Origin of the sequence: Pseudoalteromonas sp. SG44-8, assembly GCF_014164125.1 — a bacterium.
In the GTDB taxonomy this organism is placed as follows: domain Bacteria; phylum Pseudomonadota; class Gammaproteobacteria; order Enterobacterales; family Alteromonadaceae; genus Pseudoalteromonas; species Pseudoalteromonas rhizosphaerae.
In genome coordinates, this window is record NZ_JACJEQ010000002.1 from 114,644 (window position 1) to 136,475 (window position 21,832).

Genomic DNA, 21,832 nt, shown 5'->3' on the forward strand with positions numbered 1-21,832 from the left:
TCCGCTTACAATTTATAGTAACAAAACCCGTCAAGACCTTAATGCTAAGCTAATCAATACCACGCCATGATCGGTGCTTAAATCATCACGCTCAAATTCAGGGTTAATTAAATGACGATCGTAAGTATGGTACTGGCTCACCTCAAAAAAGCTGTCGTCGTAACTTGAGTCAAACTCGCAAGATAACAAAATGTAGTCAAGCACTGAGCTGCTCGCGCCAAAATAATGGGTAGGCTTTCGCTTTAAATCCACTGTATTTTCATTATTTTGATTAGCCGAGTTTAATTGCGACTTTGCAAATAACTGCCACGCGTCGTTAAGGCAATATTTTACAAGGTAAGTTTTACTGTCAAACGTGGGGGCAAAACGCAGCGTATTTGTTAGTAAATGGCTTAAAACGCCATCGGCTAAGTCGTTATTAAAATCGCCCATTAAAACCATTGGGTTTTGTGCAGATTCACGGCGCGCAATGATGTCTATCATCAGTAATGTGGCTTCACTGCCGCGCTGAATAGTTGAGCCCCAACTCCCTGCTATATCGGCTTTTAATAGCTCGATAATATTTTTTTCGGGTGTGAGGTCTTTGTTTTGCTCATCAAGCTCTATCATGGAGCGCTTAGACTTAAAATGCACCACATAACAATCCGTGTTGCCGATATGCGGTAAGGTTATTGTAGCTCTAAGCACCTTTCGGCTAAATGTAAAATCCTCAGTTAAACCAAGGGTTTTAACAAGCTCATGGTCATGCTCAACACTTGCCACTTCAGCAATAGGGTATTTTGCGGCTATTGCCACAACAGGACGTTTATAAATAAAGTCGTCGATTACCTGGGGCTCATCTACCACGGCAAAGTACGCATAACCTTGCTCTTTAACTAATTCTTTAAGCGACTCAATACTAAATACTTCTTGAAAGCCAATCACATCAGGCTGATGCTCGGTTAAGTAATTAATAAGCCAACGCTGCTTTTTAGCCCACTGCTCTGCGGTGTATATGCGTTCAAATTCATAATAGGCATTAGGCGGCTCAAGGTAATTAAACAAATTAAAAGTGGCAATTTTAAGGGTCGTATTAGTAATAACCGAATCGTCTGCAGTGGTGTTTAAAGGTGTTTTAGTGTGTGATTCAAGGTTGCTGATAAGGCTGCCCTACTTAAAATAAGAAAAACGATTATAGCGGGTTATGGCTATATTAATCTAAGCGGTGAAAATTTTTCAATATCAAATTCATAGTGTTAATTTACACTAACTTATCATTTTTTAAGGCACACGGTCATTATGGATTACTCAAACTTCGGCACTAAATTTACTCAACCTAATGGTATTACTCAGTTAATGGAAGATTTAGGCGATGCTAAAAACAGTAACAATCCAAATATTGTTATGCTCGGTGGTGGTAATCCGGCCTTAGTGCCTGAGGTTAATGATATTTTTATCAATGAGTTACAAAAGCTTGTTGCTAATAATACACTTTCCAACGTATTTGGACTTTACGATGGCCCTGCGGGTAATGATGCATTTCGTGCAGCTCTGGCCAAGCAACTAAAAAGTGAATACTCATGGGATTTAACCGCAAATAATATAGCGCTTGGTAATGGCAGCCAAGCCAATTTTTTTGTGTTATTTAATCTGTTAGCTGGCAGTATGCCTGATGGTAGCCATAAAAAGGTTTTATTTCCGCTGGCACCTGAATATGTAGGCTATGCAGATCAGGGCTTAACTGACGATATGTTTGTAGCAATAAAGCCCGATATCGAAATTTTAAATACTGAAAGTGGATCAAACCAATTTAAATATATCATTGACTTTAAAGCTGTTGAGCAAGTATTAGCAAGCGACAGCAGCATTAGCGCACTGTGTGTGTCTCGCCCTACTAACCCTACAGGCAATGTCATTACTGATGAAGAAGTACATCATCTCGATTTATTAGCTAAGCAATATAATATCCCACTGATCATTGATAACGCCTACGGCGACCCATTCCCTGGGTGTATTTATACCGACGCAAACTTAACCTGGAACTCAAACATTATTTTATGCATGTCGCTTTCAAAGCTTGGCCTACCGGGTTTGCGAACCGGTATTGTAGTGGCTAACAATGACATAATTAAAGCCATTGGCCGTGTAAATGGCAGTATGATTTTATCGCCAAACAGTTTTGGCCCAAGTTTAGTAACACGCCTAATTAATGAAGATGAACTCCTCCCGCTGTGTAAAAATTCAGTGCTGCCTTTTTATCGAGAAAAAGCACAAACAGCAATGAACTTGTTTGATGAAATATTTGCCCACCTCCCCGTTTACTTACACAAAGTAGAAGGCGCATTTTTTATGTGGCTGTGGTTTAAAGAGGCAAAAATAACCAGCGAACAACTTTACCAAAAGCTCAAAGAGCAGGACGTTTATATTATTCCCGGGCATAATTTTTTTATTGGTATTGATGATGCTTGGGCACACAAACACCAGTGCATTCGCATTAATTATGCAACCGATGCCAGCACTTTGCGAAAAGGCTTAGAGGCTATTAAAGCCGTGATGGCATGAATGGGGGTGATATTGTGTAGAGCATTCGAACCCTTTGCTTGAATAAAATGCGTGAAAAGTGTTTATAGTGCCTATAGTTATTGGCATAAACCTGTGAACAATTTAAGGTTATTCAGTCATTCTCTAAGTCGTTAAATAAGCCCTAAACTGAGGTAAGCGGTTATTACTGTTATTTATTGATTGTATTAATTTTGTGCAAACGAGCCGCACCCCCTTTAAATTTATATATAAGTTGGTATGCTACGCGACCTTTTTTAACATATGATTATCATCAAAAAAGGGTTTGCCAAGGGGCGGCTATCGCTGCAAGGCACTTAATATAAGTGGCAGCAATAATACAGGCATCGCGTTATAAAACGTTAGATGTAACTTTAAATAGCAATATGCAAAAGTACTATTAAGGTCAATTATGCGATTAGGACCAGGACTACTCGTCACCGCTGCCTTCATTGGACCAGGGACTATTACGACTGCCAGCGTGGCAGGTGCAAACTTTGGTTTTGCACTAATATGGACATTACTGTTTTCAGTAATTGCCACCATATTATTACAATCTATGGCGGCGCGCCTTGGCGTAGCCACCGGGAAAGATTTAGCGCAAGCGCTAAGAGCCCACATTGAAACGCCCCTATTTAAATCGCTCGCTATATTTTTAGTGATCAGCGCCATTGGAGTAGGCAGTGCCGCCTATGAAGCTGGCAACCTTAGCGGTGCCAGCATGGGATTAATTGAAATATTTCCTCATGTTAATGCCCAGCTTTGGACGCCACTCATTGCATTTTTAAGTGCGGTGTTACTTTACAGCGGTAAACACAAAGTCGTTGAAAACGCGCTTATTTTATTAGTGATTTTAATGAGCCTAGTGTTTATCTCTACGTTAGTTATGGCTGCTCCCTCGCTGAGTGATGTGTTAGCAGGGTTTATTCCTAGTATGCCTGAGGGTTCAATTACCACGATACTGGCATTAGTGGGCACCACCATAGTGCCGTATAACTTATTTTTACACTCAGGTGTTTTAGCTGCAAGGCACGACAGCAAAAGTGATAAGCAAAAAGTCATCAAGCAAACTAATGTAGACACTGGCGTATCTATCACCTTAGGTGGCGTGATCACCCTGGCTATTTTATCAACCGCGTCAGTGGCTTTTTATGGCACAGATGCAGGGCAAATTAGCGCTGCCAACATGGCGGTACAACTTGAGCCATTACTTGGCGATGCTGCCCATTACTTTTTTGCTATTGGCTTATTTGCAGCAGGTTTAACCAGCGCAATTACAGCCCCCCTTGCCGGTGCGTATGCAGTATGTGGCATGTTAGGTTGGTCAAATAAAATGGATAACACTCGCTTTAAAAGTGTCGCGATTATTATTTTATTATTTGGTGCGGCGGTGGCGTCTCTGGGTTTAGACCCTGTAGCCGTGATAATTTTTGCCCAAGCCGCTAATGGCTTATTACTGCCTATTGTAACCACCTACCTAGTGTGGCTGGTTAACCAAAAAACAGTAATGGGCAAATACACCAACTCAATGCTGGTAAACTTAGTTACTTTACCGGTGTTAGTGCTTATTTTTGGCCTAAGTGGTTACAAGCTTTTTAGTTTGATTTTTTGATACGTTTGCGAGTCTTTCCACCTTGTTAACTGCTCATTTTTTCAATGCTATACATCACCCACATTGCGAGTACTGCGATGAAGTTAATTGTAAAAATACTTCCTCGCAGCCTGATGTTTGAAGTGAATATTTGAACACCACTGTGCAACACTCGCCCAGCGATAAAGACCCAAGCCAGCAAATAATAAGCTGAACTAATTGTTGAATCAGTAGAAATTAAAAGCACACAAACCAGATGAAAAAATACCGGCCACTCGAATTGGTTGCTCAAATTAGCGCTGAGTTTTGGCTGTATAGATTGAAATGGATTAGAGCCATCCGCTCTTTTACCAAGCCCCCATACACTTGGGGCTCTGGCAATAGTGAGCAAACCATATAGCACAACACACAAAATCACGTGTGCGAACATGGGCAAAAATATAGTATTCATTTCACACTGAGTCCTTTAGAGTAATCTAACCTTCGCTAAAACAAGCTTCTTCAACATAGAATAAAAACAGTCAATTGTACGCTATTGTCAATTACTAGGCTTAAGAGATTAGCTGTTATACGGCGACTATTACTGAGCCTATACTATTGGCAAAACCACCCACCTTTACGCTGTTTATTATTGAATTGTTAGACTCAACAGATGCTGTAATTATTGAATGGCAATTCATAGCCCTACCTTGTTCAAAAACATATTCACTCCCTAACTCAGCAAGATGCTCGGTAAGGTAACATGCTAAAGCCCCACAAGAGCTTCCTGTTGCTGACTCTTCAGAAATACCAAACAAAGGAGCAAAATTACGGCAGCTGGCTGTATGTTTACTTTGCACTTCACAAAGCTCAAAAACATGAAAGCCAACAAGGTTATGCTGTTTGCAAAAATCAGTGATACGTTCATCGTTTGGCTCTATTGCATCTAAATATCCATGAGGAACAGCAATTATGACATCGGCTAGTCCTGTTGAGATAGCTTCAATAGGTAAGTTTGTGCTTTCAAGTATATTACTTTCAATACCTATCATATGGGCAATTTCTTGATATGAAAAACCAGCTATTTTTTCAGGTAATTGCTGCTCCATGACAACCTTACCATTTGGTTCAATACTCACTGATAACATGCCAGCCTTGGTGCGCTGAACATAAGTGCCCGCAGTAAGCACACCTTCTTGGAACATAGTAGAAAAAGTAGCTAACGTAGCATGGCCACAAAAATCAACTTCTGCTGTTGTCGTAAAAAAAGACACCTCAAAATCAGCTTCATTATCACTAGCAACAAAAGCCGTTTCTGAATACCCGACAACTTGAGCAATTTTTAATTTTTCAGCATCTGTGAGCCTGTCAGCATTAAACACAACACCAGCAGGGTTGCCACCTTTGCCATTTACTGTAAACGCGCTTACCAAAGCAACTTCAATATCCACCTGTACCTACTCCCTCTATAACGAGCCTTAAAAGTGACTCGTTTTATTTATCTTTTAATCCATCAACCATAGCCGAGTTGCTATTTTGATTCAATGGTTTAGCTGTTCTGGCAGGATCATCAGACTTTACTCTTTATCCATGAAAGACCTCAACGTTAGCTTTATCAACGAGACTGCGATGTATAAACTTTAAAAATGGAGTTCCCTAGTTTAGCGATCACCTCATTGCGTTCTTTCATTGAGACCTCAGTTTGCGCTATGTAGATGCTAATTATGATCGGTGATTGATGTTCACTCCATACTACCGCTGTAATGCTTCGAGCACCAAAGCCACCAGCCCCGGAACGATCGGCTATGTTCCAACCTTCAGGCAACACTGAGCGCAACAAGTTACCAGTTACTTGGTTATTGACCATCCATGCTTTTAACTTTTCTTGGCTCATTGGAGAAAGTGTTGAGCCGAATAATAGTTCATTTAAAGTGTTTGCTATTGATTTAGGAGTCGTTGTATCCCTTAAGTCTCCTGGTATTCCTTCATTTAACTCGGGCTCAAAACGGTCTAAGCGAGTTTTTTCATCCCCTGTGTGCCTTACAAAATCAGTTATGCTTTCTGTGCCCCCTACTGCATTTATGATGATGTTTGCCGCGGTATTATCACTTGTTTTCATGGTTGCAGAGCACACATCATCGAGGGTTATTGCTTGTCCTACATACTTTTCTATAACCGGAGAATACGTCACAAGATCTGTCTTTTTAATTTTGACTGTACTATTAAGATTAATATCCCCTTGCTCAGAGTCATACAATAACTTTGCACAAGCAATTGTTTTAAAAGTACTTGTCAAAGGGAAGCGTTCATCACCTTTGTAATCCCAGTATTCTCCATTTTTAGTATCAAGAACCGTTACCCCTATCCGGCCCGAAAGCGTCACTTCGATTAACCTAGCTTCTTGCTCCACTTGTTGAAATTTTGGGCTATGTGAAAATGCCACAAATGGTATTAAAAGCAAAATAACCAATAAAGAATTCATCTATTTAATCCCATGATTCTGATTAACCAGCATTTTATATAAAAGCATCTGTGACAACAAAAAAGCTAAAGCTTGACCTACATGATAAATTTAACGGGGTCAGATCAAGCAGCTTAAAACTTAAAGCTTTCCCTTTCAAAGCTCCACCAACCTCTCATACAATCCTGATGCCCTGCTGACTGATTTATTCATTGCCATTAACAACACTTTTTTATCAGCCACCAGCTCGAAAGTGTTTTTAGCGCGGGTAATGCCGGTGTAGACTAACTGGCGGTTGATGCCGGCAGTTGCTTGGTTTTGTGGTGGCAGTACCATAGCCGTATAGGCAAACTCGGAGCCTTGTGATTTATGAATAGTCATTACATAAACAGTGTCATGGGCTGGTAGTCTGGCTGGTGAAAATGCCCGTTGATTGCCCTGCTCGTCAATAAATATGGCTTTGAGCTGGGCACTGTCGTCGTGCATTAAAATCCCAATATCTCCATTAAATAGTTTTAGCTGATAATCGTTTTGCGCAATCATAATCGGCATGCCCAAATAATGCCGCTGATTTGAGTTTACATTAATCAATCCTTGCTGGCTTAATTGCGTTTCAATGCGTTTATTTAAACTATGAACGCCATAATCGCCTTCTCGTACTGCGGCTAACAACTGGTAACTGGCAAAAGCTTTATGTATGTCTTGTACGCTCGCGTGTTGTTTAATTAAATTAAGATACTGAGCGTATTTACTGGCGGCGCTTTGTACTAGTTTATCAATCGGTTTACTTACAATGTCATAGTCTAAAATAACGTCTTTAAATTGGCCGCTGCTCAGCTCTTGCTCTACATAATTGAGCTTGCCGCTGTTATTGGTATTAACCGCTAATGCTAATTGACCTATGCCGCTGTCGGCTGTGAAACGGTAACTGTGCTGTAAAAACGCGATACAGTCGGCCAGTTTGAATTGACTATTACCTGCGACTAATTTGCGCTGGTTATTAAAGCATAAGCTGTTTAGTTCAGCGCAACGCGCCTCTGAATAACTTGGTGTTTGGCCAAGCACTAAACCTTGGCATAAATCGCTCATTACACTGCCGGTATCAACCGAGGCAAGCTGGTCTTTGTCACCGAGTAATATAAGTCGCGCATGCTCTGGTAAGGCCTCAATTAGTTTAGCCATCAGCGATAAATCAACCATCGACGCTTCATCAATGATCAATACATCTAAATGCAATGGATTACTGCGGTTATGCCTAAACTTATTAGTAAACGGTTTTACCCCCAGTAACCGGTGAATCGTTTGCGCGCTTTCTGGGATCAACGGCGTAATAGCTGCGCTTATTTTATCTTTTAACTGTTGTTTTGCCCCAAGGATTGATTCACTTAATCGCGCAGCGGCTTTGCCTGTCGGTGCCACCAACTTAATACTCAGTGGGGCATTTTGATAAAGCGATTGTAAAATTGCTAGTAGCTTAGTCACGGTCGTGGTTTTACCTGTACCTGGTCCACCGGTAATAACGCTAAAGCCTTTGGTTGCTGCCATCGCACAGGCGACCTTTTGCCAATCGAGCCCTTGCTCTGGTGCATCTTGTTCGGGGAAATAGTCACAAAGTAACTGAGTTAACTTATCGCTATCAATATCAAGCTTACGCTCACTCATTAACAACAATCGTGATGCCAGTGTTTGCTCATAACCGCTTAGACGTGCAAAATAAAGTCGTTGTTCAAGTAACTGTAACGGTTTAGTCTCCCCGACACTAGGATGGTTTTGCAAGCAATTAATTGCCTCTGCGGTGGTAAATGTGTCGCTAAACGGGCTGAGTGTGTCAGGAATTATGCCCGCTAGTTTGGTAAAATCACTTTGGCGTAAATTAAACGGATTACGCCAATCTACCTGCGCTAAATCTAAACAGCTGTGCTGACTTTGCTGCGATAAACAGAGTAATAAAAGCAGTGAATAAACGTCGTTTGGTTGTTGAGTTTGCTCACTGCTACACAGTAATTCTGCCAGTTTTATATCAACCATTCGTAGCCGGTTTTCGCTAAGTAGGTAATCAAACAATGGCACTATTTGTACGTCGTTCGTCGCTGCTGTTGCAATGGCTGTATTGGTATCTAACACGCTCATAGCATTGCTCCTTGGCTATTTTCGGTTGCCTCATCTATGCTTTGGGCAACACTGCCTTGACTAAAAAGCCCATCTAAAATAATAACTTGCTCGGCGGTCAACTTTTTAAAGTACACACCTTTTCCATCTGCCATACCACGTAAAAAGGTGTAATATACGCCACCTAAATGCTGCTCAATGCTGTAATTGTTGATCCGTTGTTTTAATAACCGATGCAATGCCACGGTGTAAATTAGATACTGTAAATGGTACTGGTGGCTACTCATAGCTTGCTCTAAATGCTCTTGCTCATAATCAGTTGGCTGGTTGCCTAAAAAGTTAGACTTATAATCCAAAATAAAATACTGCTCGTTATGACAAAATATTAAATCGACAAACCCTTTTAATAAGCCTTTTACATCATAAAAATCGAGCCTACTTTGATTAAAACCAAAGTGCTTAATCAATGTTTCATTCAAGCCTTTTGCCGTTAAACTGGTAATTGGCAGATTAAACTCCATTTCAACCAAACAATCCCGTGGCGTTAATTTACTTAAACTTAAACCGTTTTCATTCAATGGGCAGTTTAACGCGGCAAGCACCCATTGCTCAGTTGTTTCTTGCCATTGGTCACTAATGTGGTATTTGTTCAAGCTACGCTCAACTACCACGCTTAGGTTTTGCTCATGGTTTGTGGGGTGCTGCTCTGGGCTGGTGAAATCCAGTTGCTCAAAAATCTCGTGTAAACAACTACCCGGTTTTGCCCCCTTGGGAAAGCTATAAGGTGAGCGAATATCGTCTTGTTGCGTGGCAAACTCATCTTTTTGATGATCTTCGTCGCTGCGCCCAGGTTCTAAATGCTCGCTATGACTTTTAAAACTCAGCGCACTAAAACTGGTGGTGCGCCAATCACGTTCAATTTTAACTTTAACCTTATTAACACTCACACTGTGACTTTGTGTTTGGCTTGATTGCAGTGATAATGCACCCTGCTGAGATAACTCTTCGCTAGTAAACTGTTGATAGCTCATGGCTGGTTTGTCAGCACAAAACTCTTGTAAATGCGTGCGCCACACTAAACTACTGGTGATATCAAGTCCTGCAAATAATACATGCCCTAAGGAGCTACTTTGAATTGCCAACCGACTACTTTGTCCTTGGCCTAGGTTATACATACCAATTGCGCAGTAATGAACGGCGCGAGTGAGTGCAACATACAATAACCGTAAATCTTCAGCTAGGCGTTCTTGCTCCGCTTTTTGTAACGCATCGTCATTTTTACTGAGATCGTAAATCAGCTGGCCATCTTGATGATACAACGCATCTTTCGTTTCACGATACCCGCTGGCAAATGGCATAAATACCAGCGGGTATTCAAGCCCTTTTGAAGCATGCATAGTGACTATTTTTACCAAATTGGCATCACTCTCAAGGCGTACTTGCACGGTTTCACCATCTTGTTGACTTACTTGCTGCGCAAACCAACGTAATAACCGTAAAGTACCCTCTAGCTCGATTTGTTTTTGCTGTAGGATCTCGCCTAAATGACGAAAATCGGTCAGCCAACGTTCAACGTTGTAACCCAACCCTTGCCATTTCGCGCTTAATTGATTGTGACTGAGTAAGTGCTCAAGCATTGCCATAGCACCTTGTTTGTACCAAATAGAGCTCAGGTAAGCAAAAAAGTTAAGATGCTCTTGCCACTGTGCTTCATCATCAGCCAAGGCATAAATGTCATTATAACTTAAGCAAAATAGTGGCCCAGCTAACACGCCGCGCAACAGTGATTCGTTGTATTGGCCATGTAAAGCCGATAAAAAATTAAGTAAATGATGGCTCAGCTCTTGGCTAAATACACTCTCACGGGATAAGTACACGCTCGCAATTTTGGCATCACTGAGGGCTTTTTTCATAATTTGCGCTTCAACCCGATCACGCACCAAAATACAAATATCTGCCGCCGTGACTGGCTTATTCCCAATACACGCACGCCCTTGCTGTGCTTGCTCAAGTAAGGTCACTATTTTATTGGCAAAATAGCTAGCTAAATGTTGCTGGCCAATGCCTTTATTAGTTGGTTTATTTTTTTCATCTGCGGCGCTATCTGCAAACACACAAAACTCAAAGGCGGTGGCAGGTTGGCCATCAATTAAAAACGATTTATCGGCTTTTTTACCTTGTGCCGCCACGCGATTAAACGGGATCGCATCGTTATAAATAAAGCTGTTATCGTGTTTACTAAACAGTGCATTGACGCTTGCAACCACATCGCTACTGGAACGAAAGTTAGTACCAAGGGTAAATTGCTGCTCCTTTGCCACTTCGTGTTTAGCACCAATGTACGTAAAAATATCCGCGCCCCTAAAACCGTAAATAGCTTGTTTAGGGTCGCCTATCATGGCAAGCGTGGTGTTTTCTTGGCTATAAATTTTACTAAAAATACCGTACTGAATGGGATCAGTATCTTGAAACTCATCAATCATCGCTACCGGGAACAACTGCGCTATTTTTTCTGCCAGTGCTGCGCCTTGCTCTGTATTGAGTGCACTGTGCAAATTAGTTAATAAATCATCAGGAGTTATAACGCTTTGCTCTTGCTTGCGTTTTACAATGGCTTGTTTAACCCAACTTGCCGCATGTTGCACAATAGCGATTGCCAAGCCTTGATTAACGGTGTTAACAAGCTTCGCCATTTCATCAAACTGGCTAAGCATTACATGACTAAACAAAGGCTGATTTTTTTTATAATTAGCTTCGTCACTGAGGTTTTCAGTACTCCATATTTCATAAGAGTACTTGTTTGTACCAAACTCAAAAAACAGCTCATCACCTTTACAAAATGCCTCAAGCGCTGCAAGGCTACCTTTACGTGCAGGTGTTTTGGCACCACTTAAGCCAGAGCTTTTTACAGCTGCAATAAATTCGCTATCAAGGCAGGCTTTTTTAAAGCTCGCGACTTTACCAAGATATAGCTCGCGTGCTTGCCACACATCATCTAGTTTTATTTGCGGAGTAACCAGCGCATTGCCTTTATTAAGTATGTTCGCCACTTTACTAAATAACGCTTCAGGGGCAGCAAATACCTCTAAAATTGCATCAGTTTTTTCTTTATTGAGTGGATATACAAACACTCGCCAAAAATCTTTAATGGTTTCAAGCAAGATCTCCCGCTGATCTAAAATAAACTCCAAATTAAACGCCACACCAGACTCAAACGCATGCTGTTTTAACATTCGTTGGCAAAAACCATGAATGGTGAATATTGCTGCTTCATCCATCGATTTAGCGGCGGCATCGAGCAAATCAAATGCACGGTGTTTATCATCGATTGTGGCGATCACAGCATTGATCAGCTCATCCTCTGTTGCTTGGCCAAGCAGTGCATCACGTGCTGCTATAATACGAGTGCGCACACGGTCTTTAATTTCTTGGGTGGCGGCATCGGTAAAGGTAACGACCAATATTTGTTCAACACTCAACGGAGTATTTACGGGCGATGAGTGTTGTTGCGCGATTTGCATGCCGAGTAAATAACGTAAATATAAACCTGTAATAGTATAAGTTTTACCGGTGCCTGCACTGGCTTCAATGAGACTTTGCCCAATAAGCGGCATCGTAAGTGGATTAAGCGCTTGCATGGTCACTCTCCTTTGCATGTGCAAATAACGGCGCAAGTAGCATATCGCTCCAGCGTATAAATTCCTCTTGGCACTCATTCAACGATTGCGTTGTTAAGCGAATATAGGGGTTCTCGCCCTCGCCTCGGCCAATATATTGTGGGCTAAATTTGCTCATTGCTTTGCCAATATCGCCACCACTTTTTACGTACTCATAGCCACTCACAGGAAAAAACGCCACTGGTTCTTTAAGTAGCGCGTTATATAAAGTAAACCAATCTTGCAACAGTGCTTGGGCATCTGCTTTATCCAAAGCTGCAAAAGTGATTTGTTTATCAAGCCCAAGTAATACAGTTTCTACATGTTGATCCACGCACTGCGCAACAAGGTGATATATAAAGCCCTTGATGAGATCTTTTGCCTTGATACTGGCACTACGATAAAACACTTGTTTGTGCTGATAAAGATGATTTAACCAGCCTTCAAGCTCAGTACTGTTGTTATCACTGTGAAGTGTTAGCGCAACTTCAATCGGTTCATTTTTGCCGCCCTTGATGTGCTCTTTAACTTGCCCTGCCAGTGCATCAACCCGGTGCTGCATTTTCTCAAAGATCAAATCTCCAACATGCGCCTGCGGTAACTCGCCTCGTTGCAGTATTTGCTCACGACTAAGGGGCTGCTCAAAAATAGCCGCTTCGAGTATTTCGTCGAGATAAAAATAACGGTGCAGTGCGTCTAAACTAAATGGCTCTTCATCTTTAGCTACTTCGTTAAATTGTGCTAAACGCAACCCTAAACTTTGCTGATAAAAACTCTCTTGTGCATTGCATACGCTGCGGATAAACATATCCAGCTCAAGATGTTCAGGTGCGCTGACCTCAAGCGCTGTCAGTGGCTCTGGGATTATCGCCTGAGCGGGTAACCAAATTGGATTATAACTGTGATTGGATTGCAGCGTATTAGTGGTATCTGCCTGATAATTTAGGCTATTAAAAGGCTGTAAATGCTGTTTATTGATCAAACACTCAGGCAAGGTTTGCTCACTTGGCTCAGCAAATTTGAAACTGCGGCCAATGTATTCTAGTAATTCACTCACTAAGGTTGATGGCATACGCGGTTGATTATCAAAACATGAACGGCCAATATAGCTCATGTATAAGTTATCACGGGCGCTGAGCAGCGCTTCTAAAAATAAGTAACGGTCATCTAATTTGCGCGATCGGTCACCTTTTTGCTTTTTCGAATAAGGCACTAAATCAAAACCAATCGGCTGCACCGTTCGTGGGTAATCGGCATCGTTAAGCCCTAACATACACACCACTTTAAATGGCACAGCACGCATTGGCATTAGCGTACAAAAGTTCACTTGGCCGACTAAAAAGCGTTGCCCTACACCTTTTTCTTGAATGCCTTGTTTAATTAAATAACTCACAATACGCTGCGACACTACTTGCGTGTAATCGCCATTATCATGGTGCTTTTGCAGCTCTTCGAGCACCTTTTGCAGTACCAGTAAATCCCAGCTATCGTCGCTTTCGCTCTCGTAAATAGCCGTTAATAGTTCACTCAGGATAAGGGTTTTATTAGTTAGCGTGTCGTCTGGGGTGAGCCTGTGTTTAAAGTGTTGCAATACATCAATAAAATGCACTAATTTATTGAGTGTATCAAGTGCCATCCCTTCCACTTCATCAGCGCTATATATGCCATTAAACGGGCATTGTTCATCACGTTGGGCGATACCTAACAATAAGCGGTTTAAGCCATGTTGCCAGGTATTTAATTCTATCGCGGGTAAATCAAAGCTATGCTTATGCTCGGCGTTTATTCCCCACTTGACGCCAACACGCTCAAGCCAATATTGAATTTGCTCATATTCGTGCGCTTCAACACTAAACTTTTCAGCTATTTGCGTCACTTGCAGTAAATCAAGGATATCTGACACACCAAAGCGCGAAAACGGCAGATCCGCTAAACTTGCAAACGAACTCAGTACCGGTTTTTCTTGCTCAATGGCTAGATCGGCTAACGCATAGGGAATAAAACGGTTACCCTGCGCACCGCCAAATACCGCTTCTATGTAAGGGCTATAAGTGCCAACATCCGGCATCATTACTATAATATCTTTTGGGGTGAGTGCGGGGTTTTGATTAAATAAATTAAGTAAGTAATCGTGCAAACGCTCAACTTCTCTAAGTGGAGTATGGCAATCACTTAGAGCAATGCTGGTATCGGTAGTGCTTATTGCAAGCTTACCTTCATCGTTTATAAACCATTCTTTATTGTCAGTAAGGGATTCACCTTTAAACGCTAACTGGTAAATTTCGCTTTGAATTTGACCAAGTAAACTGTCGTCAAACACATCAATAAAGCCATCAATCCAGCTTGCATCACGCTGTACCAGTTGTTCAAAGTAATCACGGCCTAATTTACCCCACGATGATAACAACGGATTACCAATAAAATAGTAGTCTTGCTCTGGCTCACTTTGCTTTTTTTGCTGCGCTTCCAACAATGGCATTTTGGCGTATTTAGCCGTTATTTTAGCTGCCGTTTTTTCATCAATTAAATCCCCCCAATAATGTTCGCTGGGATTAAAAAAGAATAAAAATACCTCGGTTTTTTTACTCAATGCATCAAACACATCAAGTTGCGAACTGGCAATGGCTGAAATACCAAATAAACTGATCCGCTTTGGTAATAAGCTACTGTCCATTTTATCAAGCGCGGCTAATAACTGCCCTTGCATATTGGCGCGATGAAACTGACTTTGCCCAAGCACTTGACTATGCGCTACTATTTTTCGCCACAGATCAGGCTGCCACGGCGCGATACTAATATCTACATCATCTAATTTATCAGTGCCGCTGTCCCATGTGGCTATCCAGTGCGGACGGTACATTAAATATTGGTCATATACATCGGCTATTTTTTCACATAAAGCAAAGGTTTTTTGACCGTCTGTGTCACCTGCTAAGTAGGTTTTAAGGGGTAAATATAACGGTTCATCAATGCAGTTTGGTAAAATAGCAAATAATTTCCAAGCAAGATTAGGTTTATTAAACGCCGACTCCTTGGGTACATTCGGTAATAGCTGCTGGTATAACTGCCAAATGAAACTCGACGGCAGTGGAAAATCTACCTGTGCTGCCACCCCCAAACTTTCACTTAAACCAATTTTCAGCCACTGCGACATACCCGGAGATTGCACCAACACCACTTCTTTATCAAATGGGCTGCTTAATGGGTTTACTTTTAAAAGCTGATGAAACTGCGCTTGCAGGGCTTCCATGCGGTTAGATTGAATAATATTGAGCATTGCGACACTGTTCTTGCTTGAGATAAAAACAGTGTAAGATATTTTCAATTATAGGGGTAGCCATTGTCGCTAATTGGCATTAATAAATCAGCGAGTTAGCACAATAATTAACTCACTTTTTATACGCACAGTATAGCTACTGTGCGTTTTATTTTCTGAAGGAGTCATTATTTATATGGGCTAATACTTGATAAGCTAAATTGGCTTTGCATGATCATATCGCCATCAATGCCTTTTAGCTGGAGTGAAATAGCTGGATCTGTTTGTTGCCAATCAATGCTTAAATCACCGTAATTAACGTCATGTGTGAACTTCCCCACGCGGTGTTTATTAGGACTGACGTTTTTCCATTTTTCAGTAAGGCCTGAGCTGGTCATTTCAATCAGTGGATAATCAAGGTTCTGTTCATACCTTGATATCTCTCCCCAGTGTGTGTCACCACTGATAATTACCACGCCGTTTACTTTGTGTTTTTTAATTAACGCAAATAAACGGTTTCTATCCTCCGGAAAATTAGCCCACGACTCCCAGCCGGTAAAGTCAGGCAGTAACTGTAAGCTCGAAGCAATCAGTTTAATTGCAGCAGGCTTTTTAAGCTCTTGTTCAAGCCATTGCCACTGCGCTTCACCTAACATCGATGCGCCTTTTACTTCACTTGGGCTATAAGGCCCTTGATTATTCGCTTTACGCTCAGTCTTGTATTGTGTTTCACTAACGTGGTTAAGTGCATCGCGGTTCCAACGCAGATCAGGCATGATCACTTGTATCGTGTGCTCACCTTCGCCATACATATACGAGGTATAAATCCCATCGGCACGTGTGCGACGCACTGAACCCGTTGGCTCTTGCCAAAAGTCGAGCATAATTTTCCGAGACTGTTCTTTATGTGGGTACTCTTTACCTGCATCATTTTGGCCAAAATCATGATCATCCCACATGGCAATAAGGGGAGTCTGTGCTTTTAACGTTTTAAAGCCGGGCTTAGCGCCTAAGCGCTGATATTTATCGGCAAGTACGCGCATATCGTTGGTGTCGCCGTAGATGTTATCACCCAAAAAGATAAACAAATCTGCCTGCTCTTTATTGATCGCGTCAAAAATCGGAATATCTTTATCTTGATGCCCACATGAGCCAAACAGTATTTTTTGCGGCGTTAGTTTTTGCGGTGTACTTAATACTGAAAAACTCGCAACAATGCTTACCAATGCGGCCGCTTTAATTAAATGCTTCATTTTAAAATCTCATCAATTGCATCCGCCATAGCGGGATTAAGCTGCTTAGGGTTTTCGCCAAGTACGGTTAAAATCGTTGCCGCAACTTGTGCTTGTTTGAGCTCTGTTGTTGTTTTTAATAAACCTTGCGGTTTAATATCTGGGCCAATTGCAGCTAACCAAATATGCTCAGAGCCAATAATTCCCTCAGGAAAAGCTTTACGACCTTGCTCCGATTTTGCCATTGCTTGTTTTGAACTATGATGCTGCCAATCATTAGCGTTACTGCCACGGCCATGATCCGTGGTGATAATAAGCGTTGTGTTATTTTTATAGCCAGGTGTAGTCTGAATGGTTTGCCATAAGTCTTTGATAAAAGCGTCACTTTGTTTAGCCGACTGCAAATAGTGATCGTAATGACCATCATGGGCAAAATCATCGGTTTCACCTAAGCTGATCACTAATAACTTAGGCTTTTTTGCCAGCATATAAGCTTTGGCAAAACGATATGTAAAACTGTCTAAACGCACATTATGCCAAGGACTTGGGATCTCCTGTTGTAAAGCATTTAATAGTGGCGCATCGGCAAATAAGTCTGCCTCAATTGGCATAAAACCCGCATTTACATATACGTCGCTGCGTTTGGTATTAACAATAAACGGAAATACATCCCAACTGCCAAATAAGGCGGTTTTATTTTTATAGTCAGCGCGTTGCTCTAATCGCTCTAAAATAGTTTTATTTGGATTTGGCGTTTTATCATTACTGTTAATTGCCTCATCAACACTGCCAGTTAAGATCTCACTGTAGCCTGGGTATGAAAAATACCACGGGTTACTCACCGACATTGTTGAACCATTCTCTCTATCGCCAATTAACACACCGTGTTGAGCAATCGTATTGCTAATAAATGGCATTAACTGAGCTTGTCGGGCGTGTTTGTCATCGCGCCAAAACTGTTGTTTCAATTGCTCTGGCTGTTTAACAAAATCGGGATTTGCTAACAATTTTTGATCGGCGCCGTTAAATACCTCTTGCCAGCGCACACCATCAAGCGTCACAAGCACGACATTATCACTGGCTTTGACAATATGACTTACCATTAATGTACAGCCTATTACGGCCAGTTTAGCTATTGCTTTCATAGTATTCCTATCAATAAAAACCCATCAACAAGGATGGGTTTTGGTTATTATTTTTATAATTAGGGCTTAAAAATTAGCAGTAAATGTAAGTGCTGCAGTTCGTGGTGCACCAATAAAATAAGTGCTGCCATTACCTGTCCCACCCGCTAAATACTGTTTATCTGTTACGTTAGTGACAGCAAAAGCAATATCGATTGATTTAAATGGGCCGGCATTGACGTCTGCGGCATAACCGGCATTGATATCAAGCACGGTATAACCATCAACTTTATTACGTGTACGAGTTTGCTCATCTAAAAATGCACCTAAGCGTTCACCGGTATATTTAGCGGATATACCAAAGCGGAAGTCGCCACTGTAATAATCGGTCGAAAGCACAAACATATCGCTTGGTGAATCGATTACGTCATCGCCTTTTTTAAAGCTTGGCGGTAGCGCTTTTCCGTCTTCATCTTTGAGGATAACACCATCGGCATCGTAGGCACTTGGATCGTGCGATGCGTATTCAGAGCTGTTATTAGTATATGAAGTATAAATATTCCATTCATTTGTAAGCATATAACTTGCTGATAGTTCAATACCTTGCGAGTCAATACCACCTACATTGATGTAAGAGCCATTTGTACCTATCGTATAATCAATCCCGCCGGTATCACTGCCAGGTGCGATAAAAGTAATACGGTTATCAAAGGCAATAGAATAAGCGGTCGCAGTTAGGCTCAAGCGGTCTGCTTTATAACGTACACCAAAGTCGATATTTTCAGCTGTTTCTGGTTCAATTTCTGTGAGTGTAGAACTATCACGCTCCAGCACTCCATCTTTAATTGCTGAGAAATTTTCACTGAAACTGGCGAATAACTCTGTACTGCTAGTTAGCTGGTACAAAGCACCTGCACTAAATAACACATCTGAATCACTGTTTATTTTATCAGAGCGTAGATCTGCAAAATGATCGTATTTTTGTAATTCAACTAAATACTGTTTAGCGCCAAGATTAACTGTAAAATCGCCTAGGCTGATAGAATCTTGTACGTACCACTTAAAGGTATCTGTTTCAAAAGTATTTTTATATTGCGTCCAGTATGGGGTGCTATCAAAGTGATGATACACGCGAGCGTCAATAACTTTATGCCAATCACGAGATTCGTCACGATCAGTTTGTTCAAGCCAAATACCTGCTTCAATATCGTGCATCCCTAAGGTTAATTTATAATCGGCGGTTAAACCTAAACGGTCCTTGTCATAGTGTGTATGGCGATATGACATTACCGGTATTGCCGAATCTGGGTAACACGCCGGATTCAACCCTGTGCCTGAATCCCATGGCCAACTGAGTGTGTCTGTACAATTTGCGTTAGGCGTTAATGGCTTACCTTGGCTATCTGCAAAACCATATGAGCCAGCATTTGTGCCGCCTTCGGTTGTTGGATTACCGTCTTTATCGACAGGTGATGTTAAATAAGGTGGGATCCAATCACCACGCCCTGAGTTTTTATGGTAATAAGGGCTGATTGTTAATAATGATGAAGGTGAGATTGCATATTCAAACTTTACGTAACCTAACGCATTTTCACGCAATGTACCCCAACCTTCTGCAAACATTTGGTCAAAGTGTGGCACGCCAGTCCAATTCCAAGTTAGTTGATCCCAATTTGGTGTTTGCGCAAATTGCTGCAAGCTCACACTGTTATAGTTGGTCTCACTTACATCATCATACGATAAACGCCCTGTTACAGTCAGCGCATTAAAGTTAGATACAAATTTAGCCTCAGCATGTTGATTATCTTTACCGCCATTACTGCCATCACCTATCCAGCGGCTAGTATTGGTTTGTGAATAACTCACATAAGCTTGCGTGTTATCAAAGAGAGTGCCAGTTTCATGCTTAAAATAATAACGGGTCGCATCATGGTCACCATTGGTGTAAGCAAATGTAGTTTCTCGCTCAAGGCTAGGATCTTTACTAACAAAATTAAACGTACCACCGAGTGCTTCAAGTGATGCTGAGGCGATATCTGAGGTACCTTGTCCCACTTCAACCGTGGCTAAGTTTTCGCTGTCTAGGTAGCGATTAGCTTTTGCACCACCGCCATAATTAGAGCCACCATTAGGAATGCCGTCTATCGTCATACCTAATTGTTGTTGGTTAGAGTCAATACTAAAACCACGCATAGTAATGGTTGTTGACCAATCGTCGCCGCCAAATGCGTCGCCTTCGTTAATACTAATTCCAGGTAGGTTATCCATCACCGATAATACACTTGATACCGAACTCTGCTGTTCAATCATTGATTGCTCAATCACACTATTTGCATAGCTCGTTGGTTTTGCCACTACCGTGACTTCTTCTATTTCGTTGGTATTTGCAAAGCTATTAGTTGAAAACGCTAAAGCGATTGCTAAGCTTAAAGTCGATCTTTTAGTAAAAGTACGCATTGTTGTCCCATTTGCAATTATTGTTTTGTATACGGGCAAAGTATGGAGGGAATATATGACAAAAAAGCTCGAAAAAATTGACGTAACAGTGACAAAAATATTGATTATTTATGGCAACAATGCAGCTTAACCAATTAACAAAATAAAGATTATAATTTAAATAACAGTCTATCGCGGTAATATTTGTAGGAAATAGAGAGGGAGTTAAATCAATACGAAAGAGTATTTTTCACAGCATTAGTAACGATTAAAAAGCAATATTGCTAATCGCAAATAAATACCTAAAACAAGTTTGCAATCAACATGTATGGCGTTAATGCAACCACCTACAGACGTAGGTGGTTTAGTGACTAAAACAAACTACGTTTAAATTAGTTCAGCCAGCATTTCATCACTATATGGAACCACTTCTTCAGCATTTTTGATTTTACTGATGTAATCTGGGTTTGCAATAAACGGGCGACCAATAGCAATTAAATCAAACTTATTGGCGTTAATAGCAGCTTTAGCCGTGTCAAAATCATAGCTACCAACACCCACTAAAGTACCTGAATAAGCCGCACGTAAATATTCTGACGTCGTTTTATCTGCAAGGCTTGCAAAGCGCATGCTATCGTCAAAAATACCGCCATGTAAGTAAGCGAGTGCTCGGCTATTCAACTCGTTTAAGAGGTAATCAAATACCGCTTTATCGCGGCTATCTTCGCTCATATTAAAGTAAGCGCCAGGAGATAAACGTAGCCCAGTTTTATCTGCGCCGATGACGTTAATTACCGCATCAACAACTTCAAGTGCAAAACGCGACATATTCTCTGGGGTTTGCCCGTATTCATCATCACGCTCATTGGCTGCATAATGTAAAAACTGATCGATTAAGTAACCATTCGCACCATGGATCTCAACGCCATCAAACCCAGCTTCAAGCGCATTCTCTGCAGCCTTTGCATAATCTGCAATTAATGACTTAATATCGGCAGTGGTTGCTGCTTTTGGGGTAATATAAGTAAGCTCACGCATACGTGGTACAGAGCCTTCAACACCAATCGCAGATGGGGCTAAAACGTCGCCATCAAAAAAGTGTGGATGTGCAACCCGACCAACATGCCAAAGTTGTGCAAACATTTTACCGCCCTGCTCATGCACAGCATCGGTTACTTTTTTCCAGCCTTGAATTTGTGCGCTGGTAAATAAACCTGGCGTATTCGGGTAACCTTGCGCATCAGGGCGAATAATCGTGGCTTCACTAATTATTAAACCGGCTTCAGCACGGCGTGCGTAGTAATCAACCATCGCTTGGGTTGGCACTAAGTTATCGTCAGCCATACAACGCGTTAGCGGTGCCATAAGTATACGGTTTTGTAATTCAATCGTGCCATTAAGCTTAAACGGTTGCAGTAGATCAGTGGTCATTCTTATCAATCCTTATCTT

General features: G+C 41.4%; 13 protein-coding genes. 2 read left to right on the forward strand and 11 right to left on the reverse strand.

The genetic code is table 11. From position 1 onward, the window contains the following. Nucleotides 1–30 precede the first annotated feature (30 nt). On the reverse strand, nucleotides 31–1,044 hold the full coding sequence (locus H5163_RS02815) for an endonuclease/exonuclease/phosphatase family protein (RefSeq protein ID WP_182734276.1): 1,014 nt from the start codon (nucleotides 1,042–1,044) through the stop codon (nucleotides 31–33). A gap of 234 nt (nucleotides 1,045–1,278) precedes the next feature. On the opposite strand from H5163_RS02815, the gene H5163_RS02820 reads away from it, so the two are divergent. Together H5163_RS02820 and H5163_RS02825 are read left to right on the forward strand one after the other, a co-directional pair. Further along, entirely contained in the window at nucleotides 1,279–2,541 is a 1,263-nt protein-coding gene (locus H5163_RS02820) for a valine--pyruvate transaminase (RefSeq protein ID WP_182734278.1), read from the forward strand. A 409-nt stretch (nucleotides 2,542–2,950) separates the two neighbouring features. Next, complete coding sequence (locus tag H5163_RS02825; RefSeq protein ID WP_182734279.1) at nucleotides 2,951–4,150, forward strand: Nramp family divalent metal transporter; 1,200 nt, start codon at nucleotides 2,951–2,953, stop codon at nucleotides 4,148–4,150. Between the two features lie 25 nt (nucleotides 4,151–4,175). On the opposite strand, the gene H5163_RS02830 is transcribed toward H5163_RS02825, so the two are convergent. The 10 genes from H5163_RS02830 to H5163_RS02875 all read right to left on the reverse strand — a co-directional run bounded on the left by H5163_RS02830 (nucleotide 4,176) and on the right by H5163_RS02875 (nucleotide 21,813). Further along, nucleotides 4,176–4,580, reverse strand: a complete 405-nt coding sequence (locus tag H5163_RS02830) for an MAPEG family protein (protein ID WP_182734280.1) — start codon at nucleotides 4,578–4,580, stop codon at nucleotides 4,176–4,178. 115 nt (nucleotides 4,581–4,695) lie between these two features. Further along, a complete protein-coding gene (locus H5163_RS02835; RefSeq protein WP_182734281.1) occupies nucleotides 4,696–5,559 on the reverse strand; it encodes a PhzF family phenazine biosynthesis protein in 864 nt (287 codons plus the stop codon). Between the two features lie 164 nt (nucleotides 5,560–5,723). After that, nucleotides 5,724–6,590, reverse strand: coding sequence for a CARB/PSE/RTG family carbenicillin-hydrolyzing class A beta-lactamase (gene blaCARB, locus H5163_RS02840; RefSeq protein ID WP_182734283.1), 867 nt, complete (start codon nucleotides 6,588–6,590; stop codon nucleotides 5,724–5,726). Between the two features lie 135 nt (nucleotides 6,591–6,725). Next, on the reverse strand, nucleotides 6,726–8,699 hold the full coding sequence (gene recD / locus H5163_RS02845) for an exodeoxyribonuclease V subunit alpha (RefSeq protein ID WP_182734284.1): 1,974 nt from the start codon (nucleotides 8,697–8,699) through the stop codon (nucleotides 6,726–6,728). Then, nucleotides 8,696–12,316, reverse strand: a complete 3,621-nt coding sequence (gene recB, locus H5163_RS02850; RefSeq protein WP_182734285.1) for an exodeoxyribonuclease V subunit beta — start codon at nucleotides 12,314–12,316, stop codon at nucleotides 8,696–8,698. The genes recD and recB overlap by 4 nt, the downstream gene beginning before the upstream one ends. After that, nucleotides 12,303–15,611, reverse strand: a complete 3,309-nt coding sequence (recC, locus tag H5163_RS02855) for an exodeoxyribonuclease V subunit gamma (RefSeq protein WP_182734287.1) — start codon at nucleotides 15,609–15,611, stop codon at nucleotides 12,303–12,305. The genes recB and recC overlap by 14 nt, the downstream gene beginning before the upstream one ends. A gap of 167 nt (nucleotides 15,612–15,778) precedes the next feature. Further along, nucleotides 15,779–16,843, reverse strand: a complete 1,065-nt coding sequence (locus tag H5163_RS02860) for an alkaline phosphatase D family protein (RefSeq protein WP_182734288.1) — start codon at nucleotides 16,841–16,843, stop codon at nucleotides 15,779–15,781. After that, nucleotides 16,840–17,967 (reverse strand): alkaline phosphatase family protein, encoded by a 1,128-nt coding sequence (locus H5163_RS02865; protein WP_149982558.1) that lies wholly within the window; start codon nucleotides 17,965–17,967, stop codon nucleotides 16,840–16,842. Before H5163_RS02865 ends, H5163_RS02860 begins: the two co-directional genes overlap by 4 nt. Nucleotides 17,968–18,033: 66 nt before the next feature. Beyond that, nucleotides 18,034–20,403: a TonB-dependent receptor domain-containing protein gene (locus H5163_RS02870; protein ID WP_182734289.1), complete on the reverse strand. Its 2,370-nt coding sequence runs from the start codon at nucleotides 20,401–20,403 to the stop codon at nucleotides 18,034–18,036. A gap of 366 nt (nucleotides 20,404–20,769) precedes the next feature. Further along, nucleotides 20,770–21,813, reverse strand: a complete 1,044-nt coding sequence (locus H5163_RS02875; RefSeq protein ID WP_182734291.1) for an alkene reductase — start codon at nucleotides 21,811–21,813, stop codon at nucleotides 20,770–20,772. Nucleotides 21,814–21,832 lie beyond the last annotated feature (19 nt).